Source organism: Pandoraea eparura (assembly GCF_902459725.1).
GTDB lineage: Bacteria > Pseudomonadota > Gammaproteobacteria > Burkholderiales > Burkholderiaceae > Pandoraea > Pandoraea eparura.
In genome coordinates, this window is record NZ_CABPSH010000002.1 from 581,613 (window position 1) to 603,247 (window position 21,635).

Sequence of the window (21,635 nt, forward strand, 5' to 3'; positions counted from 1 at the left end):
TCACCCACGACGCGCCTGTTCGCGCGGCGACCGATCGCCCCGCCGCGTCAGTCGCACCGCGTGAGGCCACCGCTGAGCGCTTCGATGGCATCGGCTTCGAACGCCGCGACGTCGCGCACCTTCAACCGTAACCGCAGCGTGACGGCGTCGTCGTACGCGGCGTCGAGCACCTCGGCCGCGTGACGCTCGGCCAACCGCCGCAGCGTCGCCTCGTGGGCAAAGCCACAGCGATAGCGCGGCTCGGTCGTCGGCTCGACCGCGGTGAGCGTGGCAAGCTTGAGGGCTTCGCTCACCGCTTGTCCGTAGGCACGCGTCAGGCCACCCGCGCCCAGCTTGATGCCGCCGTAATAGCGTACGACAACCGCCAGCACATTCGTCAGCCCCTTGTGCATCAGCACGTTGTACATGGGCTTGGCCGCCGTGCCGCCCGGCTCGCCATCGTCGTCGAAACCCGATGCGCCCTCGCACAGCAACACCCAGCAGTAATGCGTGGCGTTGGGATAACGCACGCGCAGCGCACCGAGTTCGCGCATGGCGGCCTCGCGCGACGCGACGGGCATGACGATGCCGATAAACCGGCTCTTCTTGATGTCCAGCTCGGTATCGACCGGCGCTGCCAATGCGTACATACGGCTGTCGTCCTCCGGCGCCTTACAGGCGCACCTCGCCGCGTGCAAGTTCGATGACGTTGCCGCCCACCAGGATGCGACGGTCCGCCGTGACCTCGAGCGTCAACCGGCACGGCCGCCCGATGGCGTCACCCTGCGAGACGCGCGCACGCACTGGCAGCGGATACCCTTGGCCGATCAGCCAGCCGCCGAGATTGGCGCACGCCGACCCCGTGCCCGGATCTTCGGTCACGCCGCCGCCCTGTGTCGTGAAGAAGTAGCGGGCCGTGACGTGCAGTTCTCCCCCAGCTTCGTCGTCGATGGAAAACACGTAGCCGGTCTTGCGCTCGAGACTCGAGAGCGGCCAGCGTTCCAGGCGCGCGCTGTCGGGTTGCGCCCGCGCGACTGCGTCGGCGTCGCGCAGCGGGATCAGCAATTGATCGGCCCCAGTGTCGACCCATTGCGGCGATTGCGCGAGATCGTCGCGCCCCAGCCGCACCAGCGCAGCGATGTCGGCATCCGCCTCGCTCGCGCTCTTGATCGTCGGTTCGCCCGACGACGGGGCGGTCAGCGTCCAGTGATCGCCGCTGGCCTGCACCGGCACGAGACCGGCCGCAAACTGCAGCGTCACGTGATCGCCCGAGCCGCGCATGGCGCGCAACACATGCGCCGTGCCCAGCGTCGGATGCCCCGCAAAGCGCATCTCATAGCCGGGCGTGAAGATCCGCACGTGCGCATCGGCCGTCTCGGACGGCAGCATGAACGTTGTCTCGGACAGGTTGAACTGCCGCGCCAGCGATGCCATCTCGTCGTCGCTCAGGCCGCGTGCGTCTTCGAAAACGCACAGCGGATTGCCCCCGAAAGTGGTCTCGGCGAACACGTTGACGATACGAAATGCATAGGTACGACTCATGACGAATCTCCAGTGGGGGCGGATCGGACGACGGCACAGCCTTCACGCCGGGGGCGCGAAAACATCTGACAGGGACCTACCGTGAATGCCCAGTTGCACGCACGTTGGCCGGCCGACCTTGGGAAAGAAGGTTCGTAGTCTCGCACATCGCGCACCGGCACGCGCGCCAACGCCCGCGCTTTCGGCCGTTTGAACCCCCTGCGTTAAGCATCTTCCGTCTCGGAGCCGGAAAAAGGGGCGATCAACGGCGCCACTCAATTGTCACCTAGAATAGGACAATAATTCACATTTAACGCGTATTGTGGTTTTCTGTCAGGACTCTAGAATGACATTCATCGAGGCCAACCCAGCCTCTCAATGAATCGATGAACACTCAGGAGCCCATCATGCTGGACATCAGAAAAGCTGCAGACCGAGGCGTTGCGAACCATGGCTGGCTCAACTCGCGTCACACGTTCTCGTTCGCGAATTTTTACGATCCGAAGCAAGTCGGTTTTTCCGACCTGCTGGTGATCAACGACGACCGCGTGGCTCCGGCACAGGGCTTCGGCAAGCATCCGCACCGCGACATGGAGATCTTTTCGTATGTGCTCGAGGGCGCCCTCGAACACAAGGACACCATGGGCACGGGGTCGGTGATCGAGCCGGGCGACGTGCAATTGATGAGCGCGGGGCGCGGTGTGGCGCACAGCGAATTCAACCACTCGCCCACCGCGCCGGTGCACTTCCTGCAGATCTGGATCGTGCCGAACCAGGCCGGCATCGCGCCCGAGTATCAGCAACAGCGCTTCACGCCGGAAGAAAAGCGCGGCCGCCTGCGCCTGATCATCTCGCCGGATGGCAGCGACAACTCACTGCACATCCATCAGGATGCGCGCGTGTACGCCGGCCTGTTCGACGGCGACGAGTCGGCCACGCTGACCCTCGCGCCGAACCGCTATGCGTATGTTCACGTGGCACGCGGCAGCGTGAGCTTGAACGGCGTGGCGCTGGGCGAAGGCGACGGGGTGCGCGTGCGCGACGAAACCGCGCTCACGCTCTCGAAGGGCAACGACGCGGAAGTGCTCGTATTCGACCTGCGCCCGGTGGAAACGCCTGACTTCTAAGGACGAAGGCCAGGCAGGTAGACGCACCGCAGAGTGACCCTCTCGCCCTGTGGTGCGTCATTCACGTCATGTGTGTCGGCTCAAACGCTTTCGTGCTCCTCCACCGACAGCGGCAACACGTGCGCGTCGTCGCGCCAGGCGCTATCACCTAGCGATTGTTCCACCACGCTCAGACAGCACGCATCGAACGCGTTTTCGATGGCGTCACGATCCATGTCGCGTCCGATGAACACCACTTCGTTGATGCGGTCGCCCCAGGGCGCCTCCCAATTCGTCTCGATGGCGACGCGCTGCGGATCGCCCTCGGGCGGCCACTCAGCCTGATCCACGGCCGCCCACCACTGCCCCATCGGCTCCAGCGTCGCCGTATTGCCCGCGCGCGAGTAGGCGAGCGCCCACGCCGGGTGACTTGCGGCCCAGACATATCCCTTCGCACGGATCAGACCGTCGAACGGCTGCGACATGAACGATGCGAAGCGCGCCGGATGCAACGGCTCACGCCGACGCAGTACAAAGCTCGTCACCCCGTAGGTGTCAGCCTCCGACACAGGCTCGCCCTCGAGCGCCTGCGCCCAACCGGCCATTCGCTCGGCGCGCTCGGGATCGAAAAGTCCCGTGCCCAACACGTCGGCGAGCGGCACCTGCCCGTGCTCGCCCAGCACGATACGCGCCGACGGATTGAGACCGGCGATCAGCGCCTTGACGGCGTTGAGTCGCGCCGCGTCCACGCGATCCCCCTTGCTCACGACCACCACATCCGCGAACTCGATCTGCTCGGTCAGCAGTTCGGCAAGTCGCCGCTCGTCTTCCTCACCGGCCACCTCGCCGCGCTGCGCGAGCGTGTCGAGGCTGTGGAAGTCTTCCAGCACATGCAGGGCGTCAACGACGGTCACCATCGTGTCGAGACGGGCGATGTCGGCGAGCGATTGCCCGGCGTCGTCGCGAAATTCGAACGTCGCAGCCACGGGCATCGGCTCGGCAATGCCAGTCGACTCGATGAGCAAGTAATCGAAGCGGCCCTCCCGCGCCAGATCGCGCACCGCGATGAGCAAATCCTCGCGCAGCGTGCAGCAGATGCAACCGTTGCTCATCTCGACGAGACGCTCCTGCGTGCGCGACAGCGCCGCACCCGCCTTGGCCGCACCGCGCTCCACGAACGAGGCGTCGATGTTCACCTCGCTCATGTCGTTGACAAGCACGGCCACCCGCAGGCCGTCGCGATTGCGCAGCACATGGTTGAGCAGCGTGGTCTTGCCGGCGCCGAGAAAGCCGGACAGCACGGTGACGGGCAGGCGACGGTCGGCGTCGCCGGATGCCCCGGGAGGAAGCGTCATGGCAGCAAAGTCCTGTGATCTTGTGGGGTCGGCACGGCGCGCACGACACACACAGCCCGCGTCACATTCGCCCGTCCCCAACGCCGCACGATTCGCGGCCCCATTAATGCAACCAAGTTGCAATATGGCGCGATGATACTGGGGTCGAAGGTATTTTGCAACTCAGTTGCAAATAATGAACATGCGTCGATGGCATCGGCGCGACACATTGCCGCGCGAGACAGTCCCCCCGGGAACCGGCAGATGGCTGCGTCGGTCGGCAAGGTCTGCGATACTGCGCGAGCGGCGTCGGCCGTGTCTGCGGGCAGGACAACGCGGGCCCGTCGGCGACACGTGCGAGCGCGTTCGGACCTGCCGCTCGCATGCGAACAGCGCTACCCGAATGGTTCCGCGGCGTATTCAAATCATTACCCAAGTCATTACCCAACTCGTTAGCCAACTCGATATGTGCAATTCCAAGAACGCTTGCCATGCCTCTCGTGCCACCGGTTTCCTGCATCGCGCAATGCAGGGACTCGCGCTGGCGGCCATCGTCGGCTTGACCGGACTCTCGCAAGGGGCGTGGGCCCACGCGCACGTCGTCTCGAGCGATCCGGCCGCGCAGACGAGCGTCGAGGCGCCGAAGACCGTGCGCGTGACGTTCGACTCGACGCTCGAAGGCGCCCTTTCGAAGTTAAGCGTCGTCGACGCCCAGGGCAAAGCGGTCACGCACGCCAAGGGCAAACTCGACGCCTCGCGCAAGACGCTCACGCTGTCGCTTCCCACGCTCGCCGCCGGCCACTATCAGGCGAATTGGGTCGCCGTCGCGAGCGACGGCCATCGCACGCAAGGCAGCATCCAGTTCTCCGTGAAGTGATGTCGGCCGATCTGGCCGCCGGCACGTGGCAACCGGCCACCGCGGGGCTACTGGACCTCGCGCTGGCGCTGGCCTTCGGCGTGCTGCTCCTGCGCAGCCCGCACGCCGTGCGGCGCGGCCTGACGCTGCGTGTGCTGCCGGCCTTTGCGGCCGGACTCGCCGTCCTCGCGTGGATCGCCTACATGTTCGCCAGCACCGATGCGATGACAGGCGGCGATTGGGACGGCGCGTCCGCCATGGTCGGCGATGTGTGGCTGGTGCTCACGCAAACCCACTTCGGCAGGATGCAATGGGTCGCCGCGCTCGGCGCCGCGCTGCTGTGTGCCGGCGTCTGGGCCTGGGTCGACGCGCGACGCCGCCTGCGCGCGACGCTGCCGATCGCCGACGATCCCCGTGACCGGCATCATCGTCGCGAGCACCGTCAGGAGCGTTATGCCCGCGCAGTGTATGCCACCGGCGCCGTGGTGCTGGCGCTCGCCCGCGCCGAGACGGGGCATGCGGCCGATGCATCGCTGCCCTGGCTCGCCATCGGTATTCACACGCTGCATGTCGCCGCAGCGGCATCGTGGACCGGAGCGCTGCTCGTGGCCGGATGCGCGATCCCGGGCTGGCGTCATTGGCCGGTCGGCGCGCGTGCGGCGTACGGCGAACGACTTTCCTCGGTCGCCACGCTGGCCATGTTCGTCGCCCTCGTGACGGGGGCCTTCAACGCGTGGCGCACGCTCGGTGAAACGCCGTCGCTATGGTTCGCCACGCAGAACGCGCCGTATCTGGCGTGGCTCGTGACGAAGCTCTTGCTCGTGGGCATTGCTGCGCTGCTCGGCGCATGGAACCGCTGGCATTTCCTGCCGCAGCTTGCGCTCGACGCGGGCGACACGCCACTCGAATCGACGGCGTTCGCGCGCGTGGTCGCCGTCGAGGCGCTCGTGCTGGTGATGGTGATGAGCCTTGCGGCCAAGCTGGGCACGACGCTGCCGCCGGGCGTCTGACGGAATTCAAGAGCAAGAATCGGAGCGCCGCCTCGCGCCCCGCTCCCTACACTGAAGGCAAGTCCTCAGTCTTCGGGAGTCCACTGTGATGCAGAACCATTCCATGACCGCCAAACGCCCGTTCCGCCCCGGCAGCCGCACCAACGACCCGCGTCCTGCGCAGGCGTCGGCGCCCCCTGCCGCGGCGAACGATCGCGCCCCAGAGTCGCGCTACGCGACCGACGACGCCAAGTGGGCGGCTGTCGCCGCGCGCGACAAGCAGGCGGATGGCGCATTCTTCTATGCCGTGCGCACGACCGGCGTTTATTGCCGCCCCTCGTGTGGCGCGCGGCTCGCGCGGCGCGAAAACGTCACCTTCCATACCGACAGCGCGACGGCGGAGCGCGCCGGCTTTCGTCCCTGCAAGCGGTGCCATCCAGAGCAGGACGCGCCCGGCGCGGGTCACGCCCGCCACACCGCCCTGGTCACAGCCGCCTGCCGGCAGATCGAGACGGCCGAGGTGCCGCCGCGTCTGGACGCGCTTGCCGCCGAGGCCGGCCTGAGCCCTCACTATTTCCACCGGCTCTTTCGCGCGGTGACGGGTGTGACGCCACGCGCCTATGCCAATGCACACCGCGCCGAGCGTGTGCGCGACGCGCTGCCTGCTGCCGCGAGCGTCACGTCGGCGTTCTACGACGCCGGCTTCAATTCCAACGGCCGCTTCTACGCGAGTGCCGACGCGCTGCTCGGCATGAAGCCCGCGGCGTTCCGCGCGGGCGGCCAGGCCGAATCGATTCGCTTCGCCGTGGCGCAGTGCTCGCTCGGGGCGTTGCTGGTCGCCGCCACCTCCCGCGGCCTGTGCGCCGTGTCGCTGGGCGACGACCCCGAAACGCTCGTCAAGGCATTGCAGGACCGTTTCCCGAACGCCGAACTGGTCGGGGCCGACGCCGAGTTCGAGCGATGGGTGGCGCAGGTGGTGGGCTTCGTGGAGTCGCCGCGCGTCGGCCTGTCGTTGCCGCTCGACGTACGCGGCACGGCGTTCCAGCAGCGTGTGTGGCAAGCGCTGCGCGACGTACCCGCGGGGATGACCGCGAGCTACACGCAAATTGCCGAGCGCATCGGTGCCCCACGCGCGGTGCGCGCGGTGGCGCAGGCATGCGCGTCGAACCCCTTGGCCGTCGTCATTCCGTGCCACCGCATCGTGCGCAACGACGGCGCCCTGTCGGGCTATCGGTGGGGCGTCGAGCGCAAGCGCGCGCTGCTCGCCCAGGAAGGCAGCGAAGGCGACGAGTGTGGCGAAGGTGGCGACGTGACGCCCCAGGTGACGCGATGAGCACACGCGTGCTGTCGCTCGATTGGGCCGCGCTCGAAGACGAACTCAATGGCTTCGGGGCGGCGCGCATTGCGCAACTGCTGAACGCGAGCGAATGCGCTGCGCTTTGCGCGATGTACGGCGAGACGGACGCGCCGCTCAGCATCACCCCCACGTCGCCCCTTTTCCGCAGCCGTATCGTGATGGCGCGTCACGGATTCGGGCAGGGCGAATATCAGTATTTCGCTTACCCGCTACCGCCGCTGGTCGCCGAATTGCGCGAAGCGTTCTACGCGCCGTTGCGCGACATCGCCCACCGCTGGCACGCGGCGATGGGCATCGACACGCGCTATCCGCCCACGCACGGCGCCTACCTCGCGCAATGCCACAGCGCCGGTCAGCGCCGCCCGACGCCGCTGCTGCTGCGCTATGCGGCAGGCGACTACAATTGCCTGCATCAGGATCTCTATGGGGAACACGTCTTCCCGTTGCAGGTGGCCATTCTGCTGTCTCAGCCCGGCGAAGATTTCACGGGCGGCGAATTCGTCCTCACCGAGCAGCGTCCGCGCATGCAGTCGCGCGCCGAAGTGGTGCCGCTTACGCGCGGCGACGCGGTCGTGTTCGCCGTGCATCATCGTCCGGTGAACGGCACGCGCGGGGTGTACCGCGTCAACCTGCGACACGGGGTGAGCCGCGTGCGCAGCGGCCATCGACACACGCTCGGCGTGATCCTGCACGACGCCACATGACACTCGACCTTTTCGGCAGCGCGCACGACGATGCGCGCGACGACACACCGCAAGCCGATGCCATCGGTCCAGGCGCGTGGGTGTTGCGCGGGTTCGCGCAGTCGGAACTCCCGGACTTGCAGGCCGATATCGACGCGGTGATCGCGCAAGCGCCGCTGCGCCACTGGCTGACGCCGGGTGGCAAGCGCATGTCGGTCGCCATGACGAATTGCGGGGAAGTGGGATGGATCAGCGATCGGCAGGGATACCGCTACGGCACGCACGATCCACTCTCGCAACGACCGTGGCCGTCAATGCCGGCATCATTCGTCGCGCTCGCGCGCCGCGCGGCCAAGGCGGCGGGGTATCGCGACTTCGCGCCCGACGCCTGCCTCATCAATCGCTACACACGGGATGCGCGGCTCACATTGCATCAGGATCGCGATGAGCGCGAACTGGGCGCGCCCATCGTGTCCGTGTCGCTCGGTCTTCCCGCGACGTTCCTGTGGGGCGGATTGCAGCGCGGCGACCGCACCCACCGCATTCGTCTGGCCCCAGGCGACGTGGTCGTGTGGGGTGGGCCGTCGCGACTCGCCTATCACGGCATTGCGAGCGTCGAAGGCAGCTTCGACGCACAAGCCGTGCGTTACAACCTCACGTTCCGGCAGGCGCGCTGATCGCGCCGACAACCGACGTGCACCGCCGCCATGTCACGCTCAACACCTCTCAGTAGCGCTCAATAGCCGACAGTGAAGCGCGCGTGCGGATGCTGGTTCCGCTCGAGTTCGTCGACCAGCGCGATGGCATAGTCTTCCATCGAAATCCAGCTCTTGCCGTTGGCATCGACGAGCAGCGCGTCGCCACCGAGGCGGAACTTGCCCGTGCGCTCACCCGGCTCGAACAACGCCGACGGCGACAGGAACGTCCAGTTCAGCGGCGCGTCCTTCGCCTCGGCGCGCAGCACTTGCAGGAACACGCGGCCGGCACTGGCTTCCGCCTTGTATACCTCCGGAAATTCCGGCGCATCGATGAGCGCCTTGCCCGGCGCAACGTCCAGGCTGCCGGCACCGCCCACGACGAGCAGACGCGGGACGGCGGCCCGCTTTACGGCGTCGATGAGCTTGTGGGCGTCCATCGAGGCGAAGCGACCCGCGCTGATCACGGCATCGTGACCGGCGAGCAGCGGCGCGAGCACTGCCGGGTCAGCGGCGTCGCCCTTGACGACGGTGAGCCCCTGCTCGGCTTCGACGCGCTCGGGATTGCGCGCAATCCCGGTGACGGTGTGATTGCGTTGCAGCAGTTCGGTGGCAACGCGCGTACCCACGCGGCCGGTAATACCAATCAAGGCGACTTTCATCAGGAAGCTCCTGGGAGTGACGGGGAATTCGGGTTAGGCGGCAGACGCTCGGCGCGCGCAGCCGTCGGGGCCGCATCGGCGCGACGTATCGGCGTCGCCTTGCGTGGAAAGCGCCGTCGTTCGACGCCTTTCATGACTGCCATCGTAGTCGCGTCAGTCGCGCAAAAAAAGCCCATAATGACGATCACTTTGTTGCGTGGATCGAGCAAATCATGGACCGTCTGACGGCAATGCGGGTCTTTACCGAAGTGGCCGAGCGTGGCTCGCTCACGGCGGCGGCGCAGCGGCTCGATATGTCGCGGGCGATGGTCTCGCGCTATCTGGCGGAACTCGAAGCGTGGCTCGGCACGCGACTGCTGCACCGGACGACGCGTGCGGTGAGCCTCACCGACGCCGGCAACGACGCCTTGCCGCGCTGTCGCGAGATGCTCGGCATCGCCGATGATCTGGCGTGTACGTCGCACGCTGACAGCGCGCCGCGGGGTCTGTTGCGCGTGGCTTGCAGTACGTCGCTCGGACAGGCATTCCTGGCGGCGGCGGTCACACGGTTCATCATGCGTCATCCGGGTGTGGCCATCGATCTCGTGGTGGCGGACCGCACCGTCGACCTGGTGGACGAGCGCATCGATCTCGCGATTCGCGTGACGCCCGAGCCCTCGCCCGGACTGATCGCGCGGCGGCTGGCCACCTGCCACTCGGTGGTCTGCGCGGCGCCGTCGTATCTCCAGCGACACGGCACGCCGGAACGCGCCGAAGACCTGGCCCTGCACAACTGCCTGACCTACACGTACTTCGCCAAGAGTCTCTGGCAGTTCACGCACAAGGGCACACCGCTGAGCGTGCCCGTCAGCGGCAATCTCTCGGCCAATGAGGTCAATGTGGTGTTCGCCGCCACGCTCGCGGGCGCCGGTATTTCGATGCAACCGGTCTACTCGGCGCTGCCGCATCTGCGCGACGGCACGCTGCGCGCGCTGCTGCCGGATTACGTGCCGCGCGAGATGACCGTCTACGGGGTCTACATGTCGCGCAAGCAGATGCCCAGCGCATTGCGCGCCCTGCTCGACGATCTGGTCGAACAGTTCCGCACACCGCTGTTCGAGGACACCGGCTACGCCGGGCGACCGGCCGCGCCCGCGGCTTGAGTGGCTTGAGTGGCTTGAGTGGCTTGAGTGGCTTGAGTGGCTTGAGTGGCTTGAGTGGCTTGAGTGGCTTGGACGACTTGAGCACCTTGAGCGACTTGCGCCGCGTGCGCCACGCCGACACCCGCCACCACGTTCTGTCTGTCGTGACGCCGCGACGGCGTCACCGAATTGTCACACTCCCCGCGTAAAAACGTCGTCTGCCTGGCCCACCCCAGCAAGCTGACGACGCGGTGCTCGTGCGTCTGCCGTTGACAACCCGGCGCGGGTACGCCTGCCTCGCCGAACGCCTCTGCCTGATTCACCTGATTCGCCTGACTCGCCTGACTCGCCTGACCTGCCCGACTCGCTCATCAAGGACATCATGACGCACGACGCCAAGCCCCAACCTCACGATCCCTCGCTCGACGCCGACCTCGCGCACGACGACAACCCGAGCGATCCGTCACGCCGCCGTCTGCTTCAAGGCCTCGCCGCCATCGGTGCGGCCAGCGCGGCGGGCGCCACCACGGCGTTGACCGGCTGCGCCGCCGAGGGCGGTCCCGGCGCCCCGACCACCGTCGCCGCCGGCGGCACGTTCGACACCCAGCTCAAGGCCAACATCAAGACGGTGGTCGTGATCTATCTCGAGAATCGCAGCTTCAACAATCTGTTCGGCGATTTCCCCGGCGTGGAAAAACCGCTCTCGAAGGTGCCGGCGTCGGTCTACACCCAGCTCGATCGCGACGGCAAAACCCCGATGTCGCTGCTGCCGCCGATCTTCGAGGGTCTCGTGCCGCGCGCGCAGAGCGTCGGCGGGAAGAAGTACCACATCACCGAGAAGGAGATCGCCCGCGCGCCGAACGCACCGTTCATGCTCAAGGACGCCGAGGGCCAGTTACTGCCGACCTCCGTCATCACGCGCGATCTGTGGCACCTGTTCTGGCAGAACCAGATGCAGATCAACGGTGGCAAGAACAACCAGTTCGCCGCATGGGCCAATTCGGGCGGTCTGACGATGGGCTACTACGGCGAGACGGCCAGGACGCTCGACATGTACAAGATCGCGCAGCAGTACACGATGTGCGACAACTTCTTCATGGCGGCTTTCGGCGGCTCGTTCCTGAACCACCAGTTCCTGATCGCGGGACGTCCGCCCGTGTATCCGAATGCCGCGCAAAGTCCGGCCAAGGACAAGATCGCCGTGCTGGCCGATGGGCCGCAGGGCGTGCGTCTGGCGGTGGCGCCTGCGTCGCCGGCATCGGCCGCCGACGGCCCGCCCAAGTTCGTGCGCGACGGGGCCATCACGCCCGATGGCTTCGCGGTGAATACGATGATGCCGGCTTACCAGCCGTCGCCGGTCAAGCCGGCCGCTTCGGGCGACAAGCGTCTGGCCGATCCGTCGAACCCCGCCACGCTGCCGCCGCAGACGTTCGCCACCATCGGCGACGTACTCTCGGCGAAGGGTGTGTCGTGGGCCTGGTACGCGGGTGCATGGCAGTCGGCGCTCGATCACAAGGGCGGTGCGGACAAACCGAACTTCCAGTACCACCATCAACCGTTCAACTACTTCGCTCAGTACGCGCCGGGCACGGCTGCGCGCGAGATGCATCTGCGCGATGGCGGTGAGGGCGACAGCCCGATCGCGAACAAATTCATCGCCGACGCCATTGCCGGCAAGCTGCCGGCCGTCACGTTCTACAAGCCGCAGGGCAACCTGAACCAGCACGCGGGGTATTCGGATGTGGCGTCGGGCGACCAGCATGTGGCGAACGTGCTGGCCCACCTCATGGCGTCGCCGCAGTGGCAGAACATGATGGTCGTGATTACGTACGACGAGAATGGCGGCTGGTGGGATCACGTCGCACCGCCGCAGGGCGACCGCTGGGGGCCGGGCTCACGCGTTCCGGCACTGGTGGTCTCGCCGTTCGCCAAGCGTGGCAACGTCGATCACACGTTCTACGACACCACGTCGATCCTGCGCTTCGTCACGCGTCTGCATGACCTGCCGACACTCGAAGGCATCGCCCATCGCAACGCCGCCTTCGCGGCGCGCGGCACCATGCCGCCCGGTGATTTGACGATGACGCTGTCGTTCGCGTGAGGTTCGGTCAGGTGAGCGCTACGCGTGCGCTTCTGCGCAGGCGTGACGCGCACCGCCCCTGAGCCATAACGGCGTATTTGCGAAACCGGCCCCCCAACGTTGGATGCATATCCCAACGTTGGGGGGCCGGTTCATTGGCGTGCCATTGCCGTTGATCGTGGTGAATGGGGCCACGAGGTCGGTGAGATCGCTCACCCCTGCCCGTCGAGTTCGTCCGAGCGCAGCAGCAGTTTGTCGAGCAGTTGCTCGTAGGTGCGCATCTCGTCGTCCGTCAGCGTGTCGAACAACTGGTCGTAGTGAGCGCGCGCCGCATCGATCACTACGCGCCACACGCGCTCGCCTTCCGGCGTAAGCGTCACCTTGACCGCACGGCCGTCGTGCTCGTCCGGCGCACGACGCACCAACCCGCGCGACACCAGTCCATCCGCGCCACGGCTCGCCTGACTCTTGTCGAGATTCGCGCGACGCGCCAGCTCCGAGTTCGACAACGCCCCCGCCGTGCCCACCGCCGCCAACACGCGCGACTCGGCAAGACTCAATTGCGCCGCGTCGGCATACGACTGCGCGATGCGCTTGTCGTGTTGCTTCATCAGACGGTGCATCTTGTACGTCAGGAACTGGTCGAGTGTTGTGTGGACAGGCCGCATCTCAGTGTTTTTCCCTACTCGGAAAGGATCGATATTTGGTTGCGATCGCAACATTAGCACACTAGAATAGTTGTGTTAGCAACTATATGCTCGCTGGCGTTTTCGCCATTCGCGCGATGGGCATCCGCCGTCTCCCCCGCTGACACGAGACCCACTGCCCATGTGCCGAACCGCCTTTTTTGGGTGCCGCATCATGCATCGACCAGAGACCACCCCGCGCGCGTCGCTCTATCACGCGTACCGCGTCCATCCGCACTTTGCGCCGCAAGGCGAGACACTCCCGGACGTCCCCGTCACCGTCGTTGGCGGCGGTCCGATCGGCATGGTCACGGCGCTTGCGCTGGCCCGTCACGGGGTGCGCTGTGTCGTGCTGCAAGCCGAGCAGCAAGTCTCGGAAGGCAGCCGAGCCATCGTCTTCACGCGTCGCTCGCAGGAGATCCTGCAAGCCGTGGGCGTGGCGGATGCCGTGATCGCCAAGGGTCTGCCCTGGACCAGCGGCAACTCGTACTATCGCGGCCAGCGGGTGTTCCGCATGACGTCGCCGGTGGATGAGGACGACCGCTTCGCGCCGCTCATCAACCTGCAACAGAACGTGCTCGAGAGCTATCTGGTGGAGGCGATCGAGCGCCAGCCGCTCATCGAGATGCGATGGGGCAACAAGCTCGTCGGGCTGACGCAGGACGACCACGGCGTGGCCCTGCAGATCGACACGCCCGACGGCGAGTACACACAATGCACGCGCTGGCTCGTCGCCGCCGACGGCGCACGCTCGACCGTGCGCACCGCGCTGGGCCTGCGCTTCGAAGGCGCGAGCTACGAAGGCCGCTTCGTCATCGCCGATATCCGCATTGATCTCGATCTGCCGACCGAGCGACTGGCCTACTTCGCCCCCGACTGGAATCCCGGCAACACGGTGCTCATGCATCGCGAGCCGGACGGCATCTGGCGCGTGGATTATCAATTGCCGGCGTCGGAGACGTCCGAGCACGCGCTGCAACCCGAAACGATTCGCGAGCGCATCGACGCGCAACTCGACATGATGGGGTTGGGTGGCACGCCCTGGGAACTGGACTGGTGCTCGGTCTATTCGGCCCGCGCGCTCACGTTGCCCGACTATGTGCACGGACGCATTCTCTTCGCAGGCGACGCCGCGCACCTGCTGCCGATCTTTGGCGTGCGTGGCGCCAACACCGGCTTCCAGGACGCCATCGATCTGTCGTGGAAACTCGCCGCCGTCGCCAAGGGCGCCGCACCGGCCTCGTTGCTTGCGTCGTACACGCACGACCGCGTGGGCGCGGCGCGCGAGATCATCGCGGAAGCTGGCAAAAGCACACGCTTCATGACGCCGCCCTCGCACGGTTTTCGTGTGTTGCGCGACGCCGTGCTGGATCTCTCGCTCGATCACGAATTCGTGCGGCCGCTGTTCCACTGGCGCACCTCGCGCGCGCATGACTATCGCGACTCGCCGCTCAACAGCCCCAACGACGACAACGCGCGGATGACGGCGGGACCCGGCGTCGGTGCACCAGCGCCGAACATCAAGCTCGGCGACAACGACTATCTGTACGACCACCTCGGCGCCGCGTTCCATCTGGTGACGTTTGGCGATGCCCCGCTCGACGATGCCGTGCATCACGAACTCGTGACGTGGCGTGAGCGCGGTGTGCCGGTGAAGGTCATCGCGTTCGCCTCGTCGCAAGGCGACGTGGCAAATGCGGACCTCACGCTGCCCGATCCGACGGGCCACGCCGCAACGAAGTACGGTGCCGCCGATGGCACCGCGTATCTCGTTCGTCCCGATCATCACGTGTGTGCCCGCTGGCAAACGCTCGACGCGACGCGTCTTGCCAGCGCGCTCGCGCAGGCGACGGGCCGCGCCTGAGCCGTCACGTCATTCAAGGAAACCCTGCCATGACCGCCCAACAAACTGCCAACGCCGGCCTTGAGGAGATCTACGACACCCTCGCCCTGGCCATCGACGCCGCACCGCAAGACAAGCGCGAGCTGTTGCTCGCCAAGGTCGTTCTGTTGCTGGCCCATGAGATTCCCGATTCGCAGCGCGTGATCGATCTCATTGAGCAAGCCGCCCGCAGCGCACAGGTTTAAACACAGTTCCCTTCGGCGTCCGCCCTCAATGGCGGACCCGTTTTCATCACACCGCCACGCGATATCCAAGGCGGGGAGCGTTGGAGAAGACACCCATCATGACTCGTATCACACCCGCCGCCGGCATCTCAGGCGGAATTGCCGCATCCGCATCCCCCGCCGTTGCCGTCTTCGACGGCATACAAGACGCGCAGCCCCTGCCGAATGAGGCCCTGGAGCGCGACGTTGTGCGCAAGGTCTCGCGCCGCCTGCTCGGCTTCCTGTTCGTACTGTTCCTGTTCTCGTTTCTCGATCGCATCAATGTCGGCTTCGCGGCGCTCACGATGAGCCAGGATCTGAAGCTCACGAGCACGATGTTCGGCATGGCGTCGACCGTGTTCTACCTGACGTATGTGCTGTGCGGTGTCCCGAGCAATCTGATGCTCGTGAAGGTCGGCGCGCGTCGCTGGATCGGCACGATCCTGATCGCCTGGGGCTTCGCCTCGAGCGCCACGATGTTCGCGCACGACGCCACCAGCCTCTATCTGATTCGCGCCATCGTCGGCATTACCGAGGCGGGCTTCCTGCCGGGCATGCTGCTCTACATGGGCGACTGGTTCCCCTCGGCTGCACGCGCACGCGCCAATGCCTGGTTCATGATTGCGATGCCGGTGACCTCCGCGCTCGGTGCGGCCGCCTCGGGCTACTTGCTGCGGCTCGACGGTGTGGCCGGACTCGCCGGCTGGCAGTGGTTGTTCGTGCTCGAAGGACTGCCGACGGTACTGCTCGGCGTCGTCACCTGGTGGTACCTGGACGACAAGCCCGCCGACGCGCGCTGGTTGAGCGCCGCCGAAAAGCACGCGCTCGACACGATGATCGCCCGCGACCGCGCCGCCACCGTCTCGCAACGCGCGAGCCGTGCGTCGGACGCGGGCAACAGCATGTGGCGCGCGATCCTCACGCCGAGCGTGGCAAAGTTTGCGCTGGGCTATTTCTGCCTCGTCAACACGCTCTCGCTGGCATCGCTGTGGATTCCGCAGATCGTGAAGAGCTTCGGCACGACGAGCAGCAACGTGACCATCGGTCTGCTCGCGGCGATTCCGTCGCTGTGCACGATTGCCGGCATGATCTGGTGGGGACGCCGCTCGGACCGCCTGCAGGAGCGCCGCTGGCACCTGGTACTGCCCATGCTCTTCTCCGCGGCAGGCTGGGTCGTCACATGCTTCGCGCCGGAGCCGTCGTTGCGCCTGGCCGGGGTGGCGATGGCCTCGACGGGGGCCTACACTGCCATGGCCATCTTCTGGACGGTGCCCGATCGCAGTCTCGCCCCGCACACGCGCGCCCTCGGGTTGGCGGTCATCAACGCGGTCGGCAATCTTGGCTCGGCGCTCAGTCCCATTGTCGTGGGCGCGCTCAAGGACTGGACGCACTCGTTCACCTCAGGCCTGATGTTCGCAGCCGTGAGCCTGCTCGTCGGCATCGCGGTGCTGTGGTTCGCACCGCTGGGGCAGCGTCGCGGCACCCGCTGATCCCGGTCACGGCATGGCGGGCACCGTTCCGGGCCATAATGCGAGTCGTCTTCGCGTTCAAGGAACCCCCGTCATGCCAGTGACACCTCCCGTGGCCGCTCAGGGCCCCACGCTCGTCGTGCTGATCGACGCCGATAACGCCGCACCCGCCATCGTCGAAGGCCTGCTCACCGAAGTGGCCAAGTACGGCGTCGCGAGCGTGAAGCGCATCTACGGCGACTGGACCAAGCCCAATCTCGACGGCTGGAAGAAGTGCCTGCTCGAATATTCGATCCAGCCGATTCAGCAGTTCCGCTACACCGTCGGCAAGAACGCCACCGATAGCGCCATGATCATCGACGCGATGGATCTGCTCTACACGGGACGCTTCGACGGCTTCTGCCTCGTCTCCAGCGACAGCGACTTCACGCGGCTCGCCTCGCGCATCCGCGAGCAGGGACTGATCGTGTACGGCTTTGGCGAGCGCAAGACGCCGCAGCCGTTCGTCACCGCCTGCGACAAATTCATCTATACGGAATTGCTGCGTCAGGACGATGAACCGGACGGCGACGAAGCCCCGGCGCCGCGCAAGCGCCGCAGCGCGTCGGACCTCAAGCGCGACACGCGTCTTGTGCGGCTGCTGCGCAACGCGGTGACCGGTGTGTCCGACGAGGATGGGTGGGCGAGTCTCGGCCCCATCGGCAGCCATATCGCCAAACAGGCGCCGGACTTCGATTCGCGCACCTATGGCTTCGGCAAGCTGAGCGATCTTGTCGCGACCATCGGTCTGTTCGACGTCGAGCAACGCACCGGCAGTGGCGGCAACAAGAGCCTCTGGGTACGGATCAAACCGAAGCGCGGCACGGCGAAACGCGGCGAATGAGCGCGCCAGAATCTTTTTTCGGAGAAATTGCGCGAAACGCTTGCCAGACCCGGAAATACCCCCTATACTCGCGGTCTTTCTAGGCTCGTAGCTCAGCTGGTTAGAGCACCACCTTGACATGGTGGGGGTCGTTGGTTCGAGTCCAATCGAGCCTACCAACGAATCAAAGCACAAGGCGTTGCGCGTTCTCGCGTAACGCCTTTTGTTTTTTCCGCGACCGCGCGAGATTCGTCCCCCCGTTACAAAACGACACATCCCCGACAAACTCGTAGCACCTGCTGCGCAGGGTCGTCGATACACTGGCTTCAACGGTTCGACGACAGGCATCAGGACGGGAAGGCTTCCCGACTTGCACCGCCATCGCGAATCGATCCGACTCACTGGCTTCATTGCCCACGCGCACGCAGTCGCGCCATGTCATCAAACGATGCATCGACCTGCGAGTGCCATTGGAGGACATCATGAAACGCATGATTATCGTCGCTGCCCTCGGCGCTGCCGCCGCTGTCGCATCGAGCGCCGCGTCGGCCCATGTGGACGTCGGCGTCTATCTCGGCCTGCCCGCGCCGGTGATCGAAGCGCCGCCGGTCTATGTGGCGCCGCAGCCGGTGTATGTGCAGCCGCGCCCGGTGTATGAAGCCCCGCGTCCGGTCGTCTACTACGGTCGCGACCGCTGGGACGACTGGCGTGATCGCCGCTGGGAAGACCGTCACGATCGCGGCCGCCATCGCGGCTGGCGTCACGGCGACGACGACTGATCGCCCAACGAACGAAGCGGTCCGCCGATTGGCGTCGGCGGGCTTTTGACGCGGGAAGCGGCGCCGTCGCTTTCCGCGTTCTTTTGTTTGATGCCAGCCCGCTGGTGCTTGCTGCCGCTCAACGCATCGGCACGTCGCGCAATTCCCGCAACTCCCGCTTCATCCATTCCACGAACACGCGCGTGCGCGACGGCAACAGTCGCGCATGCGGATAGACGATATTGACGGGCCGCGCCGGTCCTTCGTAGTTCTTGAGCACGCGTACCAGACGACCGTCGGCCATTGGCGCGGCCACCTGGTACGAGAGAAAGCAACCATAGCCCATGCCGTCCAGACACGCGTCGACGGCCGTGAGGCCGTGACTGACCTCGAGATTGCCATCGACCGGCACCACGAACTCACGCCCGCCCTCCCAGAAGCGCCACTGTCCGAAGCCGCCGCCATGCGAGCGGATGCAATTTTTGCCGGCCAGCTCGCGCGGATGTGTCACTTCGCCCTGCTCGGCCAGACACGCCGGACTCGCCACTACCACGCGACGAATCGCCCCGAGGCTCTGCGCGACGAGCGTGGAATCGTCCAGCGGCGAGATGCGAATCCCCACGTCGATCCCCTCTTCCCAGAGATTCACCACGCGGTCGTTGAGCAACAGGCGGCATTTGACGGCCGGATACGCGCGCAGGAAGCGGTAGAGCGCGGGCGCGACGTGCAACTGCCCGAAGAGCACCGGCGCCGTGACCACCAGCGTGCCGCTCGGAGCCTCGTGCCGGGCGGCCAGCCGCGCTTCGGCTTCCTGGAGTTCACCGAGGATCTGACGACACGTATCGAGATACGTCCGCCCCTCTTCCGTGAGCGCAATGCGGCGCGTGGTGCGATTGAGCAGCCGGACGTCGAGCGATGTTTCGAGCGCCGCCAGCGTGCGCACCACCGCCGGGAGCGAGGAATCGAGCACGCGCGCCGCCGCGCTCAGGCTACCCTGATCGACGATGGCAACGAACGTCTGCATAGCGCGAAGTTTATCCATGTCGCGCATCATTACTCCGAATTTCGGAGCAGTCAAATCAACATTGCAGCATTTATTCTAAAATCGGCTTGATGGAGAATCGGTGCATCGCGTGATGGCTCTGGCAGCAGGGCTGGCGCGGCCCCGCTCACTTCCGGAGACCTCTGATGACCCACCCCGCCGAAACGCATGCTCGTTCTCTCCTGGCATCGGTCCGCCCCACCCGTCCGATCCGCCTGTATCGGCACGCGCTCTCGGGGCACTGCCATCGCGTCGAACTGATGCTGCACCTGCTGGGTCTGCCATACGAGACCATTGACATCGACCTCATGGCGGGCGAGCAAAAGCAACCGGCGTTCCTTGCCATCAACCCCTTCGGGCAGGTACCGGCCATCGACGACGACGGGCGGGTGATCGCCGACTCGAACGCGATTCTCATCTATCTCGCGAGCCGCTACGATGCCGGCGGCACCTGGCTGCCGCGCGACCCCGTTGTCGCCGCCACAGTGCAGCGCTGGCTGTCGGTGGCCGCCGGAGATCTGGCCTTCGGGCCGGCGGCCGCGCGTGTGGTCGTCGTGTTCAAGCGTTCCATCGACGCCACGGCGATGATCGAGCGCGCCACGCTGCTCCTCTCGCGCATGCAGACCTATCTGTCGGCATCGGGAGCAACGCCGTTCCTCGCGGCCGGCACGCCGACGATTGCCGACGTGGCGTGCTACGCGTATCTGGCGCACGCGCCCGAGGGCAACGTCTCGCTCGAACCGTATCCCGCCGTGCGGGCGTGGCTGGCCCGTGTGGCCGCGCTGCCGCGTTTCGTGCCGATGGCTTCGACCGCTTGCGGCCTGAACGCCGCCTGAGTCCCAGGAGGACATCATGACCGCGCCCGGACAAACTTCTCTGCCGGCATCACCGTTCCATGCAGGCGAAATCGCCGTGCAGACACTGGCCGGATCGCGCGAGGCGATAGCGGATGTCGGGGCGCGGGTCATTCGCGCCGCGATGCCGGACCAGCATCGTCAATTCTTCGCACAGTTGCCGTTTCTCGTCGTGGGGGCGCTCGATGCGCGTGGCCAGCCCTGGGCAACGCTGTTGAGCGGCACGCCCGGCTTCGCCCACGCCCCTGACCCGACGCTGTTGCGCGTGAACGCCTTGCCGCCAGCGACCGATCCGTTGCATGGTGCCGTGACGCTCGGGGCGGCGATGGGCTTGCTGGGGATAGCGCCGTCGACGCGTCGCCGGAATCGTGTCAACGGGCAGGTCGTCGACGCGGATGGGCAAGGCTTCGCCATTCGCGTCGCGCAGAGCTTCGGCAACTGCCCGCAGTACATCCGCCAACGCGACATCACACCGCAACGCCACGACGTGCCGGCACAGGCCGAGCGACCCCGGGCGTCGCTCGACGACGATGCACAATGGCAGATCGCCAGCGCCGACACGTTCTTCATTGCGACGCATTACGCGGGCGACGGCACGACCGAGCACAGCGCCGGCACGGACGTCTCGCATCGCGGCGGCAAGCCGGGCTTCGTGCGTGTCGACGATGCCAACACGCTGACGTGGCCCGACTTTCGCGGCAACGCGTACTACAACACGCTGGGCAATCTGCACGTCAATCCGCGGGCGGGACTGGTGTTCGTCGACTTTGCGTCGGGCGATTTTCTGCACGTGGCAGGCGACGCGGAGATTCTTTGGCATGACGAAGCGATGAGCGGCTTCGCGGGCGCGCAACGGCTCGTGCGCATGCGGGTGCGCGAGGTTCGGCGCGTGCGCGGCGCGCTGCCTGCCGCGTGGCGCGATGGCGACGCGTCGCCGAGTGTCGAACGCACGGGCGCATGGCCAACCGCCTGATAATGCGCGCTCACCCCCCATTCGCCTCGGGTTCGCCGCGGGTTCGCTACCGATTCGGCCTGGGTTCATGTCGGGTTTGCCTCGCGCTTGCCGCAAGGGATCGCTGCGTGTAAAGTGTGTCCACGCCCGTCGAGTGACGGGCGCCTTTTTTCTCCTCATCGATCCATGACTGTTCACACGTCCCTTCGACTTGCCGTAGCACCGCCGCAGCGCGCGGTGGGCGCACGTCTGCGCGGACGTTTCGCAGCAGTCGCGCCTCCCCCGCCAGCCGGCGTGGCACCGCCCGCTGGCGTGGTCGCTGCCGCGGTCGCTGTTCTCGGCGTCGTCGCCTGACAGCACCGTTGGCGCGCTGGGCGTTCGTCGCCCGGCACAACACCTATTCATCCGAATTTCAGTTTCGATCCGCCTGTCTGCGCATCGTGCGTCGAACGCCATGACGTTTCGTCATGCCGCGTCGGCGACGGCATCGCGACACGGGGAGCGGCGTCTTGGCGCCGCATCC

21 protein-coding genes and 1 tRNA gene are annotated in these 21,635 nt (G+C 66.3%); 16 read left to right on the forward strand and 6 right to left on the reverse strand.

The window, feature by feature from the left end:
* Positions 1-47 precede the first annotated feature (47 nt).
* The gene (locus tag PEP31012_RS06810; protein ID WP_150588555.1) at positions 48-629 is read right to left on the reverse strand and encodes an IMPACT family protein; all 582 of its coding nucleotides are present in this window, start codon (positions 627-629) and stop codon (positions 48-50) included.
* Positions 630-651: 22 nt separating this feature from the next.
* Positions 652-1,521 carry a PhzF family phenazine biosynthesis protein gene (locus PEP31012_RS06815; RefSeq protein WP_150588556.1) on the reverse strand — a complete coding sequence of 290 codons (870 nt, stop codon included), beginning with the start codon at positions 1,519-1,521 and terminating at the stop codon, positions 652-654.
* Between the two features lie 386 nt (positions 1,522-1,907).
* Between PEP31012_RS06815 and PEP31012_RS06820 the strand changes: the two genes are divergently transcribed.
* On the forward strand, positions 1,908-2,627 hold the full coding sequence (locus PEP31012_RS06820; RefSeq protein ID WP_150588557.1) for a pirin family protein: 720 nt from the start codon (positions 1,908-1,910) through the stop codon (positions 2,625-2,627).
* Positions 2,628-2,707: 80 nt separating this feature from the next.
* Here PEP31012_RS06820 and PEP31012_RS06825 read toward each other — a convergent pair whose 3' ends face one another.
* The gene (locus tag PEP31012_RS06825) at positions 2,708-3,961 is read right to left on the reverse strand and encodes a GTP-binding protein (protein WP_150588558.1); all 1,254 of its coding nucleotides are present in this window, start codon (positions 3,959-3,961) and stop codon (positions 2,708-2,710) included.
* 445 nt (positions 3,962-4,406) lie between these two features.
* Here PEP31012_RS06825 and PEP31012_RS06830 point away from each other — a divergent pair, with 445 nt between their 5' ends.
* The 5 genes from PEP31012_RS06830 to alkB all read left to right on the forward strand — a co-directional run bounded on the left by PEP31012_RS06830 (position 4,407) and on the right by alkB (position 8,502).
* Positions 4,407-4,817 (forward strand): copper resistance CopC family protein, encoded by a 411-nt coding sequence (locus tag PEP31012_RS06830; protein WP_246171169.1) that lies wholly within the window; start codon positions 4,407-4,409, stop codon positions 4,815-4,817.
* On the forward strand, positions 4,817-5,806 hold the full coding sequence (locus PEP31012_RS06835) for a CopD family protein (RefSeq protein ID WP_150588559.1): 990 nt from the start codon (positions 4,817-4,819) through the stop codon (positions 5,804-5,806). The genes PEP31012_RS06830 and PEP31012_RS06835 overlap by 1 nt, the downstream gene beginning before the upstream one ends.
* Before the next feature lie 103 nt (positions 5,807-5,909).
* Positions 5,910-7,118, forward strand: coding sequence for a bifunctional DNA-binding transcriptional regulator/O6-methylguanine-DNA methyltransferase Ada (gene ada / locus PEP31012_RS06840; RefSeq protein ID WP_150588560.1), 1,209 nt, complete (start codon positions 5,910-5,912; stop codon positions 7,116-7,118).
* Complete coding sequence (locus PEP31012_RS06845; protein WP_150588561.1) at positions 7,115-7,846, forward strand: 2OG-Fe(II) oxygenase; 732 nt, start codon at positions 7,115-7,117, stop codon at positions 7,844-7,846. The genes ada and PEP31012_RS06845 overlap by 4 nt, the downstream gene beginning before the upstream one ends.
* The gene (gene alkB / locus PEP31012_RS06850) at positions 7,843-8,502 is read left to right on the forward strand and encodes a DNA oxidative demethylase AlkB (protein ID WP_150588562.1); all 660 of its coding nucleotides are present in this window, start codon (positions 7,843-7,845) and stop codon (positions 8,500-8,502) included. Before PEP31012_RS06845 ends, alkB begins: the two co-directional genes overlap by 4 nt.
* 59 nt (positions 8,503-8,561) lie before the next feature.
* Here alkB and PEP31012_RS06855 read toward each other — a convergent pair whose 3' ends face one another.
* Entirely contained in the window at positions 8,562-9,182 is a 621-nt protein-coding gene (locus PEP31012_RS06855) for an NAD(P)-dependent oxidoreductase (protein WP_150588563.1), read from the reverse strand.
* Between the two features lie 212 nt (positions 9,183-9,394).
* On the opposite strand from PEP31012_RS06855, the gene PEP31012_RS06860 reads away from it, so the two are divergent.
* Entirely contained in the window at positions 9,395-10,324 is a 930-nt protein-coding gene (locus tag PEP31012_RS06860) for a LysR family transcriptional regulator (RefSeq protein WP_150588564.1), read from the forward strand.
* A 361-nt stretch (positions 10,325-10,685) separates the two neighbouring features.
* Positions 10,686-12,404, forward strand: coding sequence for an acid phosphatase (locus PEP31012_RS06865; protein ID WP_150588565.1), 1,719 nt, complete (start codon positions 10,686-10,688; stop codon positions 12,402-12,404).
* 191 nt (positions 12,405-12,595) lie between these two features.
* On the opposite strand, the gene PEP31012_RS06870 is transcribed toward PEP31012_RS06865, so the two are convergent.
* The gene (locus PEP31012_RS06870) at positions 12,596-13,051 is read right to left on the reverse strand and encodes a MarR family winged helix-turn-helix transcriptional regulator (RefSeq protein ID WP_174978142.1); all 456 of its coding nucleotides are present in this window, start codon (positions 13,049-13,051) and stop codon (positions 12,596-12,598) included.
* A 193-nt stretch (positions 13,052-13,244) separates the two neighbouring features.
* Here PEP31012_RS06870 and PEP31012_RS06875 point away from each other — a divergent pair, with 193 nt between their 5' ends.
* The 6 genes from PEP31012_RS06875 (at position 13,245) to PEP31012_RS06900 (ending at position 18,285) form a co-directional block, all read left to right on the forward strand.
* Entirely contained in the window at positions 13,245-14,933 is a 1,689-nt protein-coding gene (locus PEP31012_RS06875; protein ID WP_150588567.1) for an FAD-dependent monooxygenase, read from the forward strand.
* Positions 14,934-14,962: 29 nt separating this feature from the next.
* Positions 14,963-15,157, forward strand: a complete 195-nt coding sequence (locus tag PEP31012_RS06880; RefSeq protein WP_150588568.1) for a DUF2783 domain-containing protein — start codon at positions 14,963-14,965, stop codon at positions 15,155-15,157.
* Positions 15,158-15,255: 98 nt separating this feature from the next.
* Positions 15,256-16,665 carry an MFS transporter gene (locus PEP31012_RS06885; RefSeq protein WP_217427114.1) on the forward strand — a complete coding sequence of 470 codons (1,410 nt, stop codon included), beginning with the start codon at positions 15,256-15,258 and terminating at the stop codon, positions 16,663-16,665.
* A gap of 73 nt (positions 16,666-16,738) precedes the next feature.
* On the forward strand, positions 16,739-17,527 hold the full coding sequence (locus tag PEP31012_RS06890) for an NYN domain-containing protein (RefSeq protein ID WP_150588569.1): 789 nt from the start codon (positions 16,739-16,741) through the stop codon (positions 17,525-17,527).
* An 81-nt stretch (positions 17,528-17,608) separates the two neighbouring features.
* Positions 17,609-17,685, forward strand: a tRNA-Val gene (locus PEP31012_RS06895).
* Positions 17,686-17,988: 303 nt separating this feature from the next.
* Positions 17,989-18,285, forward strand: a complete 297-nt coding sequence (locus PEP31012_RS06900) for a hypothetical protein (RefSeq protein ID WP_150588570.1) — start codon at positions 17,989-17,991, stop codon at positions 18,283-18,285.
* Between the two features lie 118 nt (positions 18,286-18,403).
* On the opposite strand, the gene PEP31012_RS06905 is transcribed toward PEP31012_RS06900, so the two are convergent.
* A complete protein-coding gene (locus PEP31012_RS06905) occupies positions 18,404-19,306 on the reverse strand; it encodes a LysR family transcriptional regulator (protein ID WP_150588571.1) in 903 nt (300 codons plus the stop codon).
* A 146-nt stretch (positions 19,307-19,452) separates the two neighbouring features.
* On the opposite strand from PEP31012_RS06905, the gene PEP31012_RS06910 reads away from it, so the two are divergent.
* Positions 19,453-20,142: a glutathione S-transferase family protein gene (locus PEP31012_RS06910; protein ID WP_150588572.1), complete on the forward strand. Its 690-nt coding sequence runs from the start codon at positions 19,453-19,455 to the stop codon at positions 20,140-20,142.
* Between the two features lie 16 nt (positions 20,143-20,158).
* On the forward strand, positions 20,159-21,133 hold the full coding sequence (locus PEP31012_RS06915) for a pyridoxamine 5'-phosphate oxidase family protein (protein ID WP_246171170.1): 975 nt from the start codon (positions 20,159-20,161) through the stop codon (positions 21,131-21,133).
* Positions 21,134-21,635: the final 502 nt, after the last annotated feature.

Coding starts and splice junctions, on each gene's coding strand:
- PEP31012_RS06810 (WP_150588555.1), bottom strand. CDS start 629: ATGTACGCATTGGCAGCGCCGGTCGATACCGAGCTGGACATCAAGAAG.
- PEP31012_RS06815 (WP_150588556.1), bottom strand. CDS start 1,521: ATGAGTCGTACCTATGCATTTCGTATCGTCAACGTGTTCGCCGAGACC.
- PEP31012_RS06820 (WP_150588557.1), top strand. CDS start 1,908: ATGCTGGACATCAGAAAAGCTGCAGACCGAGGCGTTGCGAACCATGGC.
- PEP31012_RS06825 (WP_150588558.1), bottom strand. CDS start 3,961: ATGACGCTTCCTCCCGGGGCATCCGGCGACGCCGACCGTCGCCTGCCC.
- PEP31012_RS06830 (WP_246171169.1), top strand. CDS start 4,407: ATGTGCAATTCCAAGAACGCTTGCCATGCCTCTCGTGCCACCGGTTTC.
- PEP31012_RS06835 (WP_150588559.1), top strand. CDS start 4,817: ATGTCGGCCGATCTGGCCGCCGGCACGTGGCAACCGGCCACCGCGGGG.
- ada (WP_150588560.1), top strand. CDS start 5,910: ATGACCGCCAAACGCCCGTTCCGCCCCGGCAGCCGCACCAACGACCCG.
- PEP31012_RS06845 (WP_150588561.1), top strand. CDS start 7,115: ATGAGCACACGCGTGCTGTCGCTCGATTGGGCCGCGCTCGAAGACGAA.
- alkB (WP_150588562.1), top strand. CDS start 7,843: ATGACACTCGACCTTTTCGGCAGCGCGCACGACGATGCGCGCGACGAC.
- PEP31012_RS06855 (WP_150588563.1), bottom strand. CDS start 9,182: ATGAAAGTCGCCTTGATTGGTATTACCGGCCGCGTGGGTACGCGCGTT.
- PEP31012_RS06860 (WP_150588564.1), top strand. CDS start 9,395: ATGGACCGTCTGACGGCAATGCGGGTCTTTACCGAAGTGGCCGAGCGT.
- PEP31012_RS06865 (WP_150588565.1), top strand. CDS start 10,686: ATGACGCACGACGCCAAGCCCCAACCTCACGATCCCTCGCTCGACGCC.
- PEP31012_RS06870 (WP_174978142.1), bottom strand. CDS start 13,051: ATGCGGCCTGTCCACACAACACTCGACCAGTTCCTGACGTACAAGATG.
- PEP31012_RS06875 (WP_150588567.1), top strand. CDS start 13,245: ATGCATCGACCAGAGACCACCCCGCGCGCGTCGCTCTATCACGCGTAC.
- PEP31012_RS06880 (WP_150588568.1), top strand. CDS start 14,963: ATGACCGCCCAACAAACTGCCAACGCCGGCCTTGAGGAGATCTACGAC.
- PEP31012_RS06885 (WP_217427114.1), top strand. CDS start 15,256: ATGACTCGTATCACACCCGCCGCCGGCATCTCAGGCGGAATTGCCGCA.
- PEP31012_RS06890 (WP_150588569.1), top strand. CDS start 16,739: ATGCCAGTGACACCTCCCGTGGCCGCTCAGGGCCCCACGCTCGTCGTG.
- PEP31012_RS06900 (WP_150588570.1), top strand. CDS start 17,989: ATGAAACGCATGATTATCGTCGCTGCCCTCGGCGCTGCCGCCGCTGTC.
- PEP31012_RS06905 (WP_150588571.1), bottom strand. CDS start 19,306: ATGGATAAACTTCGCGCTATGCAGACGTTCGTTGCCATCGTCGATCAG.
- PEP31012_RS06910 (WP_150588572.1), top strand. CDS start 19,453: ATGACCCACCCCGCCGAAACGCATGCTCGTTCTCTCCTGGCATCGGTC.
- PEP31012_RS06915 (WP_246171170.1), top strand. CDS start 20,159: ATGACCGCGCCCGGACAAACTTCTCTGCCGGCATCACCGTTCCATGCA.